The organism is Streptomyces sp. NPDC058741 (genome assembly GCF_042746715.1).
In the GTDB taxonomy this organism is placed as follows: Bacteria; Actinomycetota; Actinomycetes; order Streptomycetales; family Streptomycetaceae; genus Streptomyces.
Window position 1 is genome coordinate 124856 of the sequence record NZ_JBHYQH010000003.1, and the last position, 10274, is coordinate 135129.

Annotated in this window: 9 protein-coding genes, 1 tRNA gene and 1 pseudogene; 5 read left to right on the forward strand and 6 right to left on the reverse strand. The window is 73.5% G+C overall.

Annotated elements, in window-relative coordinates; all coding sequences use genetic code 11:
* Nucleotides 1-72: 72 nt before the first annotated feature.
* On the reverse strand, nt 73-1584 hold the full coding sequence (locus ACFW6P_RS03385) for a PP2C family protein-serine/threonine phosphatase (RefSeq protein ID WP_386422814.1): 1512 nt from the start codon (nt 1582-1584) through the stop codon (nt 73-75).
* A gap of 499 nt (nt 1585-2083) precedes the next feature.
* On the opposite strand from ACFW6P_RS03385, the gene ACFW6P_RS03390 reads away from it, so the two are divergent.
* Together ACFW6P_RS03390 and ACFW6P_RS03395 are read left to right on the forward strand one after the other, a co-directional pair.
* Complete coding sequence (locus tag ACFW6P_RS03390) at nt 2084-2749, forward strand: bifunctional DNA primase/polymerase (RefSeq protein ID WP_386349035.1); 666 nt, start codon at nt 2084-2086, stop codon at nt 2747-2749.
* Nucleotides 2750-3204: 455 nt separating this feature from the next.
* Nucleotides 3205-3486, forward strand: coding sequence for a hypothetical protein (locus tag ACFW6P_RS03395; RefSeq protein ID WP_386422815.1), 282 nt, complete (start codon nt 3205-3207; stop codon nt 3484-3486).
* Nucleotides 3487-3741: 255 nt separating this feature from the next.
* Here ACFW6P_RS03395 and ACFW6P_RS03400 read toward each other — a convergent pair whose 3' ends face one another.
* From ACFW6P_RS03400 to ACFW6P_RS03410, 3 genes are all read right to left on the reverse strand, one after another.
* Complete coding sequence (locus ACFW6P_RS03400; protein WP_386349029.1) at nt 3742-4734, reverse strand: DUF5926 family protein; 993 nt, start codon at nt 4732-4734, stop codon at nt 3742-3744.
* 110 nt (nt 4735-4844) lie between these two features.
* Complete coding sequence (locus ACFW6P_RS03405) at nt 4845-5486, reverse strand: ATP-binding protein (RefSeq protein WP_386349355.1); 642 nt, start codon at nt 5484-5486, stop codon at nt 4845-4847.
* Nucleotides 5487-5659: 173 nt separating this feature from the next.
* A complete protein-coding gene (locus ACFW6P_RS03410) occupies nt 5660-6487 on the reverse strand; it encodes a glycerophosphodiester phosphodiesterase (RefSeq protein WP_386349026.1) in 828 nt (275 codons plus the stop codon).
* A 305-nt stretch (nt 6488-6792) separates the two neighbouring features.
* On the opposite strand from ACFW6P_RS03410, the gene ACFW6P_RS03415 reads away from it, so the two are divergent.
* The 3 genes from ACFW6P_RS03415 (at nt 6793) to ACFW6P_RS03425 (ending at nt 9251) form a co-directional block, all read left to right on the forward strand.
* Nucleotides 6793-8229 (forward strand): S1C family serine protease, encoded by a 1437-nt coding sequence (locus ACFW6P_RS03415; RefSeq protein ID WP_386349023.1) that lies wholly within the window; start codon nt 6793-6795, stop codon nt 8227-8229.
* Nucleotides 8230-8294: 65 nt separating this feature from the next.
* Nucleotides 8295-8381: transfer RNA gene (locus tag ACFW6P_RS03420), tRNA-Ser, on the forward strand.
* Between the two features lie 111 nt (nt 8382-8492).
* Entirely contained in the window at nt 8493-9251 is a 759-nt protein-coding gene (locus ACFW6P_RS03425) for a glycosyltransferase (protein ID WP_386349021.1), read from the forward strand.
* An 11-nt stretch (nt 9252-9262) separates the two neighbouring features.
* Here the strand turns inward: ACFW6P_RS03425 and ACFW6P_RS03430 are convergent.
* Together ACFW6P_RS03430 and ACFW6P_RS03435 are read right to left on the reverse strand one after the other, a co-directional pair.
* Nucleotides 9263-10022: pseudogene (locus tag ACFW6P_RS03430) on the reverse strand (PIG-L deacetylase family protein).
* 24 nt (nt 10023-10046) lie between these two features.
* Entirely contained in the window at nt 10047-10256 is a 210-nt protein-coding gene (locus ACFW6P_RS03435; RefSeq protein WP_386349018.1) for a ferredoxin, read from the reverse strand.
* Between the last annotated feature and the right edge of the window lie 18 nt (nt 10257-10274).

Here is a 10274-nt window from a genome sequence, read left to right on the forward strand (position 1 = left end):
TTGTTACGGCACTGGACCACCGTCCACTGTACGGCGGAACGGAAAGGGGGCCCGGGCCGATGACGAGGAGGGTTACTCGAAGCGCGCCGCCAGCAGGACCACGTCCTCGGCGCCGTCGGCCGCGTCCAGTCCGCCCGGCAGCACGTTGCGCAGGACGTGGTCGGCGATCGCGCCCGGGTCGCCGCGCAGTGCCCGGGGCACTCCGGCCGCCGCCGCGCGCAGCCGCGCGAAGGCCCGGTCGATGGGCTCGCCGGTGCGGTGCAGCAGCCCGTCCGTGTAGAGCAGAACCGTCTCTCCAGGTTCGGCGAGAACCTCCAGGCTCGGCGCCTCCCAGCAGGCGAGCATGCCCAGCGGGGCGGAGACGGACGTCTCCAGGAACGCGGTGCGGCGCTCGCCGACGAGCAGTGGCGGGCTGTGCCCGGCCCCGGCCAGCGTGATCTTGCGGGCGGCCGGTTCGCAGTAGCCGAACAGGGCGGTGGCCGAGCGGGCCGGCTCGGTCAGCCGCAGCAACAGCTCCAGGTCGGACAGGACGGCGACCGGGTCCTCCCCCTCCATCACGGCGTACGCCCGCAGCGAGGCCCGCAGCCGCCCCATCGCGGCGACGGCGCTCGGCCCCGACCCGGTGACGGAGCCGACGGCGAGACCGAGGGCGGCGTCGGGCAGCGGCAGCGCGTCGTACCAGTCGCCGCCGCCGCGGGGGGACGTGCGGTGCCGGGCGGCGAGCTGGACGCCCGGCACCCGGGGCAGCCGCGCGGGCAGCAGCTCGTCCGAGATGGTCGCCATGCACGCCCGGGTGCGCTCCAGTTCCAGGAGCCGCTCCAGGTGCTCGGCGGCGTAGCGCGTGTACAGCCCGGCGAGGTGACGTCGGCGCTCGCTCGGCTCGGCGGGCTCGTCGTAGAGCCAGACGGCGGCGCCGAGGCGGCCGGCGGACTCGGTGGACAGGGGGAGGGCGTAGCTGGCGGCGTAACCGAGGCGGGCCGCGACCTCGCGGTGGCGGGGGTCGAGCTTCTCCTCGGCGAACAGGTCCGGCTCGGCGATGCCGTCCTCGCCACCGGGCAGTCCGTCGAGGATCCGGCCGTAGGACAGGGCGCTGCGCGGCACCGTCTCGATGTGGCCGAGGTCGGCGCGGGCCAGGCCCAGGCCGATGGTGGTGTCCGGGCCGAGTCCGTCGCCCGGTTCGAGGACGACGAGGCCGCGCTGGGCACCCACGAGGGCGGCGCCGGCCCGCAGCGTCTCCCGGAGCGCCTCGTCGAGCGCGGCTGTGCGGGCCAGGCGTTCGGTCAGTTCGTGGAGGGTGGTGAGGTCGGAGACCCAGCCGGCGAGGCGGTCCTGCAGCAGCGCGCCGGGCGGGGCCGGGGGGTTTGCCGGTGGGGCCGGTGAGGTACCCGCGACCGGCGCGACAGTCTGTGCGGGTGCGGGAACCGTTGAATCGATTCCGGCCACTTTCGGAGGGTGCGGAGCGTTCATGGCGTCCGGCCTTCCGGCCGGCGCATACTGCCCAAAAGCATCGCAAACCCCCATGTCATTCTGCGCCGCCAGCCGTGTCTCCACATGTACACGCACTCGTAAGGAGATGTCCAGCATTGTCCTGCCGGGATTCCTGGTGTCCGTGAGCGTTGAAGGAACTCCTTTCCTTCCCCTTGCCAAATAACGAAGTTGGCTGAAAACTGCCGCAGGGCAGGGCCTGTTGCGGTCGACTGGGCTTGCTCGACGGAGCGTCACAACGGTCGTGATGGGTACGTACTCGGTGAAGGCCAGGGGTGGTCGGGAGCCACCCGGAACCTGGTGACGGAACCGGGCGTCCTATCCACCGACGACCGTGCCCCATCCTCCCGCGGCGGAGGCGGAGAGAAATAAGCGCGACGGCAAACGCCATACTTCGCCACCCCTACGCCACCCCGTGCTTCTGATGCGCAGTCTGGACGGGACGGCCGTGGAGGCCGCCCGTGCTCGACCCACAGGGGTTCGCCCTGCCTGAGGCAGGGGTGTGATGCGCCAGCAGGTACGCACAGTGAAGTGATCGACACATGTTGTGATGTGGACCACGGTGTTGCCGGCGTGCAACGGAAAGGAACGAGCGCTCATGCGCGAGATCCTCGGAAGGCGACGCAGGCTCCTGTCCCGGCGCAGTGACGGGAGGCCTGAGCTGATCGGCGCGGCCCTGACCTACGCGACTCGATGGCAGTGGCCCGTACTCCCGGGTGTGGCGGCGGACCCGCAGGCGCTGAGCCGCTGCTCCTGCCCCGATCCGGAGTGCACGGTGCCCGGCGCGCACCCCTTCGACCCCGGCCTGCTCGCGGCCACCACCGACGAGCGCATGATCCGCTGGTGGTGGGGCAACCGGCCCACGGCGCCGATCGTCCTGGCCACCGGCGGCCAGGCGCCCTGCGCGGTCTCGCTGCCCGCGCTGCCGGCCGCCCGCGCCCTGGAGGCGCTCGACCGCCAGGGCATGCGGCTCGGCCCCGTCGTCGCCTCGCCCACGCGGTGGGCGATCCTCGTGAAGCCGTACTCGATGGAGCAGCTCGGCGAACTGCTCTACGCCAAGGACTTCGTGCCCGGCTCCCTCCGTTTCCACGGCGAGGGCGGTTACCTCGCCCTCCCGCCGTCGGAGACGGGCCGGGGCGGGATCAGCTGGGAGCGCGCGCCGCTGCCCGGCTCCGCCTCTCCGTGGCTGCCGGATGTCGAGGCCGTCGTGGACGTGGTGGTCGACGTCCTCACTCGTACGGGTGTGAGCGCGCCCGAGTTCTAGGGCGGCCGTACGCGCCGGATGCTCCGCCCACCGCGGCGCGTTATGTTCCGGGGCCGTGTCGCGTCATGCCCGGGACCGGTCCCGGGACCCTCGGAAGGCCGGACTCCTCCTCCTCAAGGGCGTGGTGACGGCCTGCGCGGTCGCACTGCCGTGGACGGTGGCGGCCGCCGGGTCCGTGGGGCCCGGCGATGTCGTGGACGCGGTGAGCGGAACGTCCCTGTCCGGTGCGGAGCGAGGGGGCCCGCCGGATCGCGGAGGCACTGCGGAGCGGGACGACGCACCGGAGCGGGACGGCTCGCCGGGGAGCACCGGCCCGCGACCCTCCTCGCGGGACGACGGGAAGCCGCCCTCCGTCCTGTCCGGGCTCCCGGCGCTCGGCGGGCATCCGTCGACGGCCCTGCAGCTGCGGTCCCGAACTCTCCTCCCCCGACGGTATCGAGGCGCAGACCTGTGTCGTGACGCAGGGCGCGGACACCTGGGCGCGGACCTACCAGCGCAACACGACCGGCCAGGCGCTGGACGCGGTCCTCACCCTGATGGCGCCCGGCGCCCGGACGGTCCGCACGGCCTGTGCGGTGGGCGCGCAGGACGAGCCGGGGACGGGCGGGACACCGCGTGAGTCCGCGTGGGACGGGCCGGCGGCGTACGCGGCGGTGGCGGAGTTCGCGCGGCGTGCCGGGCAGGGGCCGCTGCTGTTGCGCTCGGGAAGCAACTCCACGATGCCAGAAGTCAGTTGAAGCACGGCCGTGTTTGCCGCAACGGTCGCGACCGTGAAGTGTCCTGGTCGCCGGCGCATGAGAAGACCCGGTTGCTGGCGACGGGGGATGCACCAGCAACCGGGCTACAGGAACGGTAACAAGAGATCCGCCGTTAGCAAATTCGATCTCGCCCTTTCAGTCACCGACTGGCCTGTCTTCACCGGGAGTTGTGACGTCTTCGGGCCACGCGGGACCGGCCGGACGGCGGGCCGTCCGGCCGGCGGCGGCACACCCTCAGCTCAGCGTGACCTGCCGGTTCGTGAGGCCGCCGCGCGCCCGGCGCTCCTCCACCGTCAGCGGCGCGTCCGTGGCCAGGGCGGCGGCGAGGCGCTCGGCGAATTCCACCGCCGGCTTCTCCACGTCCTGCGCCGAGACACCGCTCGGCAGGTCCCAGACCGGCACCGTGAGGCCGTGAGCGCGGAAGGAGCCCACCAGGCGCGTGCCCTCGCCGAGGCTCGAACCGCCCGCCGCGTGCAGCCGCGCGAGAGCGTCCAGAAGCTGCTCCTCGGGGTGGGGCATGACCCACCGCAGGTGGTTCTTCTCCGGCGTCTCGCACCAGTACGCGGCGTCCACGCCCCGTAGCTTGACGGTCGGGATGGCCGCGGCGTTGGCCCGCTCCAGGGAGGCGGCCACCTCCGGCGTGGCGTTCTCCGCGTCCGGGACCCAGAACTCGAAGCCGCTGCGCACGTCTGGCTCGAAGGCGCCCTCGGGGTCGAGCAGATCCTGCAGTCGCGGACCGTGGGCCGGGGCGCGGCGGCCCTGCACGGGTGAGCCCGGAGCGGCTTCGAGGGCCCGCTGCAGCGTGTCGGCGAGGTCGCGGCTGATGTCGCCGGAGGAGGTGTCGTTCTGCAGGCCGAGCAGGACCGAGCCGTCGTCGCGGCGCAGCGCGGGCCAGGCCATCGGGAGCACCGTCGCCAGCGTGACCGCGGGGACGCCCTCGGGGAGGCCGTCCTTCAGGGGCAGCGCGACGGTGGCCGCGGGGACCAGCTCGCGCAGGGCCACCCAGTCGCACTCGCCGGGCAGTCCCTCGAAGGGACGGTGCACCAGCTCGGTGGCGGCGTGGGCGGCGGCCCGGCCGTGACACGCCTTGTAGCGGCGGCCGCTGCCGCAGGGGCAGGGCTCGCGGGCGCCGACGACCGGAACCTCTCCATGGGCGCCTGCGGCGCCGCCGGTCCCGCCGGTGGTCTGCGCGCGCTTGGCCTTCGTCTGGGGTCGCTTCTTGGCCATCGGTGGGTCTCCCGGTTACGGCTCGGCTCGTACGGTCGCGAGCCTAGCCGTTCGGGCCCCGGGCGACGGGGTCCTGTGGACAACACCCGCCCCGGCGCCGCGCGGGGCGCTCAGTCCCCGTCGTCGAAGGCGTCCGCGTAGTCCAGCCCGGGTATGCGCGAGACGGCCGGGGCGGCGACGCGCGTGGCGAAGTCGTCGCGGCGGTGCCCCGCGTCCGGGTCGTGCACGTCGCCGTGGACGACGACCCACACCGTGACCTCGCCGCGGACGTCGTCCCGTACGCCCCAGTCGTCGGCGAGCGCGGTGATGATGTTCAGCCCGCGGCCGCCGTGCGCCGTGACCGACGGGGTCGCGGGGGCGGGGCGGGTCGGGCCGCCGCCGTCCGTGACCTCGACGACGAGCCGGCCGGCCGGGTCCACGCGCCAGGCGGCACGGACGTCACCGTCGCCGGCGAGGGCGTCGCCCAGCGGTCTGCCGTGCTTGCACGCGTTGCTCAGCAGCTCGGAAAGAATCAGTACGGCGTCGTCGATGACCGATTCCGCCACCCCGCCCCCACGCAGCTGCGTGCGCATACGGTGCCGCGCCTCCACCACGCCCGCAGGGCCGTGGGGAACGGCCATGCTCGACGACGTGGGCGCCTCCTGTGCCACCACCAACGCCACCCCCGAGACCTCCTTCGCCCCACGCCACGGTGTGGATGCCCCATTGGCCTGTACCGGAAACCGGCCAAACCCCTCGCGGTGAGGGGGCATCCGCAGCCGGATACGGACCGTACGCGTGGAAGCGCTCACGGTGACGTGTGGCTGAATTTCTACGGTGTGGCCGAGACGCGAGGATCCCGCCCGGAGCGGTGTGGGGTCAAGAGGTGCGCGTGGGTCTGGTGTGACTTGTGTGGTTGATCAGGGTGGGCGTCCGGGAGTGCCGGTCATCGGCCCAGCTGGTCCAGCACCGCGCGCGGGCGGTTGGTGATGATGGCGTCGACGTCCAGGCCGACGCAGCGCTCCACGTCCTCCGGCTCGTTCACGGTCCACACGTGCACCTGGTGGCCGGCGTCCTTCAGCCGCTCGATGCAGCCGGGGTGGTTGCGCAGGATCCGGACCGACGGGCCCGCGATCCGCACCCCCGGCGGCAGGCGCCCGTCGCGCAGCCGGGGCGAGACGAACTGCGTCAGATGCACCGTCGGCAGGGTCGGCGAGGCGGCCCGCACGCGGTGCAGCGAACGGGCCGAGAAGCTCATGACCCGGATCTGCGACTCCTCGGGGCCGGCCGGGGCGTCGAGGCCGAACCGCTTCAGCAGGGACAGCAGCCGGTCCTCGACCTGCCCCGCCCAGCGGGTGGGGTGCTTGGTCTCGACGGCCAGCTCCACGCGGCGCCCGGCGTCGGCGACGAGTTCCAGCAGCTTCTCCAGGGTGAGCACGGAGGTCGCCTCGCGGTCCTCCGGGCGGTGCTCCCAGTCGGGGTCCTCGTCACGCGCACGGTAGGCCGCGCCCGTCTTCCAGGAGCCGAAGTCCAGGGCGGCGAGATCGGCGAGCTCCAGGGCGGAGACGGCGCCGCGGCCGTTGGACGTACGGTTGACGCGGCGGTCGTGCACGCACACCAGGTGGCCGTCGGCGGTGAGGCGCACATCGCACTCGAGGGCGTCCGCACCGTCCCCGATCGCCTTGGTGTACGCGGCCAGGGTGTGCTCCGGGGCGTCCTCGGAGGCCCCGCGATGGGCGACGACTTGAATCACATGCTGTCGTGCGTGGGTCACCGCGTCATGGTGCCACCGAGCGCGGGTACGCGTCCCTGTGACGGACCGGACGGTCGCGCGGGTCCGGACACCGGCGTTTGAATTGCATACTTTTATCCCTTGATGACCTATATAAGGAATGGCCCCGGACCCACAGGCACCGCTTATGGTGCTCTGACAGCCCGTGGGAAAAGCTTGACGGCATACAGAGGGACGAGCACAGCCGTACCGCGCCGGAGCCGTCGGCCGGCGTGACAGCCGACCAGCGTGACGAAGCGTGACCGAGTGCGACCCAGGACGACAGCCGTGGATCGAGGAGTGAAGCTGTGAGCACCGAGAACGAGGGCACCGCGGTACCCCCCGCCCCGTCCGCACCCCCCGTGCCGGTGGACGCTCCCGCTGCTCCGGCGCCCCAGGGGCCGTACGGACAGGACGCGCGGGGGGAGTCCCCCGCGCAGGGGCAGGCCCCCGACGGTCAGGGCACCCCCGGTGCCGCTGACGCCGCGGGGCACGGCACCTCCTCCTCGGCCCCCGACCCGTCCTGGCCCCCGCCCCCGCCGCCCACCGCCCCGTACGGCGACGGCGGCTCCGGGCCCGGCGCGGGCGGCTGGGGCTCCTCGTACCAGCAGCCGGCGCCGAAGCCCGGCCGCGGACGCGGTGTCCTGGTCGCCGCGGTCCTGGTGGCCGCGCTGGTCGCGGGCGGCCTGGGCGGCGGCCTCGGCTACACCCTGGCCAAGAACAACGACGAGAACACCGGCTCGACGACGGTCTCCGCCTCCAGCAACGGCGGCGATGTCAAGCGCGACCCGGGAACCGTCGCGGGCGTGGCCGCCAAGGCGCTGCCGAGCACGGTCACCATCGAGGCCGAGAGCAACAGCGGCGAGGGCGGTACGGGCACGGGCTTCGTGTTCGACAAGCAGGGCCACATCGTCACCAACAACCACGTGGTGGCGGACGCGGTCGACGGCGGCAAGCTGACCGCCACGTTCCCGAACGGCAAGAAGTACGACGCCGAGGTGATCGGCAACGCCCAGGGCTACGACGTGGCGGTCGTCAAGCTCAAGGACGCCCCGGCGGACCTGAAGCCCCTCACTCTCGGCGACTCGGACAAGGTCGCCGTCGGTGACCCGACCATCGCGATCGGCGCGCCCTTCGGCCTGTCCGACACGGTGACGACGGGCATCATCAGCGCCAAGAACCGCCCGGTGGCCTCCAGCGACGGCAGCGGCAGCCAGGCGTCGTACATGTCGGCGCTGCAGACCGACGCCTCGATCAACCCGGGCAACTCCGGCGGTCCGCTGCTGGACGGGCGGGGCAACGTCATCGGTATCAACTCCGCGATCCAGTCCACCGGCAACGGCGGCTTCGGCACGGGGCAGTCCGGTTCGATCGGCCTGGGCTTCGCCATTCCGATCAACCAGGCCGAGTACGTCGCCCAGGAACTGATCAAGACCGGCAAGCCGGTGTACGCCAAGATCGGCGCGTCCGTCTCGCTGGACGACAGCTCCGGCGGCGCGCAGATCACCGACCAGGGCGCGGGCGGCGCGGCACCGGTCGAGCCGGGCGGCCCGGCCGCCAAGGCGGGCCTCAAGCCCGGCGACCTGATCACCAAGCTCGACGACCGCGTGATCGACTCCGGCCCCACGCTGATCGGCGAGATCTGGACCCACAAGCCCGGTGACAAGGTCACGATCACCTACGAGCGCGACGGCAAGCAGCGGACGGTCGACGTCACGCTGGGCTCCCGCGTCGGGGACAACTGACCCCCACCCGCCCGCACCGACCCGTTACCCTTGTCCCCGCGCCGCCGATCACACGGCCGGCGCGGGGAGGCGTGCCCGAGCGGCCGAAGGGAACGGTCTTGAAAACCGTCGTGGCAGCGATGTCACCGTGGGTTCAAATCCCACCGCCTCCGCGTGGTGAGCAGTGAGAACGGCCCCTGACCTGGATGACTGGTCGGGGGCCGTTCTCGTGACCGGTCCCGCAGTGTCGGGCACCTCGTGCCCGGAAGGTGGTGAGCCCCGTCGTGAACCGGCGCATCGTCGTCGTCACGGCCGTGCACGGCCCCCATGCCCCGTTCCTCGAGGAGGCCTACGCGTCCCTGGGTGAGCAGCGATTACCCCGGGGGTGGGAGTGGCACTGGGTGATCAGGGAGGACGGGGAGAGCGAGGACGTCCGGCCGTACGTGCCCGACGACCCGCGGGTGACGTTCCGGCAGGGCCGGGGCGGGGGGCCCGGGGTGGTCCGGACCCTGGCACTCGCCCAGGCCGAAGGGACGTACGTGAAGTGCCTGGACGCCGACGACCGGCTCGCGCCGGGGGTGCTGGCCCGGGATCTGGCCGTGCTGGAGGGGGACCCCGGCCTCGGGTGGGTGACGTCCCGGGTGCTGGACCTGATGCCCGACGGCTCGACCGCCGGATTCCCGGGGGACCCCGAGGAAGGGGTGATCGAGCGGGGGGCCGTGCTCGATCAGTGGAGGGCGAACGGGTTCCTCGCCCCGGTGCATCCCGCCTCCCTCTTCGTGCGGCGTGACCTGCTGCTCGCCCTCGGGGGGTGGATGGCGCTGCCCGCGTCCGAGGACACCGGGCTGCTGCTCGCCCTGAACGCCGTGAGCCGGGGCTGGTTCTCCTCCGAGGTGGGGCTGCTCTACCGGAAGTGGGACGGGCAGGTCACCGGGCAGCCCGCTCATGTGGAGCGGCGGGAGCGGCAGGCCCGGATGGCGGTGGTGGAGGCCAGGGCGCGTGCGCTGGCCGGGCTGCGGTGGAGCGTCTCCGCCGGGGACTAGGTGCCGGGGAGTCAGCGCGGCGGTTCCGGCTGTGGTGCGGGCGCGGGTGCCGGGTCGTGGCGGGTGTACCACTCCGTGCCCGGCAGGCGGTGCCGTTCCGCCGCCGGGAGCGCGGCGATCAGGGCCGGGGCCGCTCCGCGTGCGACCTCCGTGCGGTGGGCCAGGATCGCGGCGGTCTTGCTGTCGAGCCAGGGCGTGACGTCGACCGTGTCGGTGACGCGTTCGTCAGGGACCGTGCGCGGCGCCTTGCCCTCGGGGGCCAGGTGCCCGTCCCAGGTGCGGACCGCCGAGCGCGGGTGCGTGGCCAGGTACAGGGCGCTGGGCTGCCAGGGGGTGCCGGTGCCCGGGCAGAGGCCTTCGAGCCCGGCCGCGTGGACCGCGAGCAGGGTCGCGCGGTGGGTGCGGACGTGGTCCTCGTGCCCGGTGAGGCCGCCGTACGCGTCGTGGGTGACCACGATGTCCGGACGGAACTGCCGGAGGTGGCCCACCAGTTCCCCGACTGTCTCGTCGAGCGGGGCGTCGCACGGGCGCGGTCGGCCGGGCGCCGGGTGCGGGACGCGGGAGTCGGCGTACCCGAGCAGGCGCGGGCCGGCGCCGAGGACGCGGAGCGCCTCGGCCGACTCCGCCGCGCGCGGGGGTGTCCGGGGCCCAGGTAGCCCTGACGACCGCCGTCCGGGCGCCCGCCGACGCGTGCCGGGCGGGCAGGCCGCCCGCCATCAGGGACTCGTCGTCGGGGTGGGCGAAGACCGCGAGCAGGCTCGGGAGCGTCATCCGGCCCCGCTACGGCCGGCCCCGCTACGGCCGTTCCGGCGCCGGCGTCCCGGTCAGGCGGATCGCCTGGCTCGGGCACTTCTCCGCCGCCGCCAGGACCTCCGGGTCGTCCCCCGAGCGCTCGCGGCCCGGACGGACGACACCGAATCCGTCGACGAACCCGAAGACCGCCGGGGCCCGGTACGCGCACTCGGCGGAGCCGTAGCAGAGATCGCGGTCGAGAGAGACCCTCATGTCCCTTTTCCCCTCCGG

Bases quoted from the DNA above. Each gene is read 5' to 3' on its own strand.
- ACFW6P_RS03385 (WP_386422814.1), bottom strand. From the start codon at position 1,584: ATGCTGGACATCTCCTTACGAGTGCGTGTACATGTGGAGACACGGCTG.
- ACFW6P_RS03390 (WP_386349035.1), top strand. From the start codon at position 2,084: ATGCGCGAGATCCTCGGAAGGCGACGCAGGCTCCTGTCCCGGCGCAGT.
- ACFW6P_RS03400 (WP_386349029.1), bottom strand. From the start codon at position 4,734: ATGGCCAAGAAGCGACCCCAGACGAAGGCCAAGCGCGCGCAGACCACC.
- ACFW6P_RS03405 (WP_386349355.1), bottom strand. From the start codon at position 5,486: ATGCCCCCTCACCGCGAGGGGTTTGGCCGGTTTCCGGTACAGGCCAAT.
- ACFW6P_RS03435 (WP_386349018.1), bottom strand. From the start codon at position 10,256: ATGAGGGTCTCTCTCGACCGCGATCTCTGCTACGGCTCCGCCGAGTGC.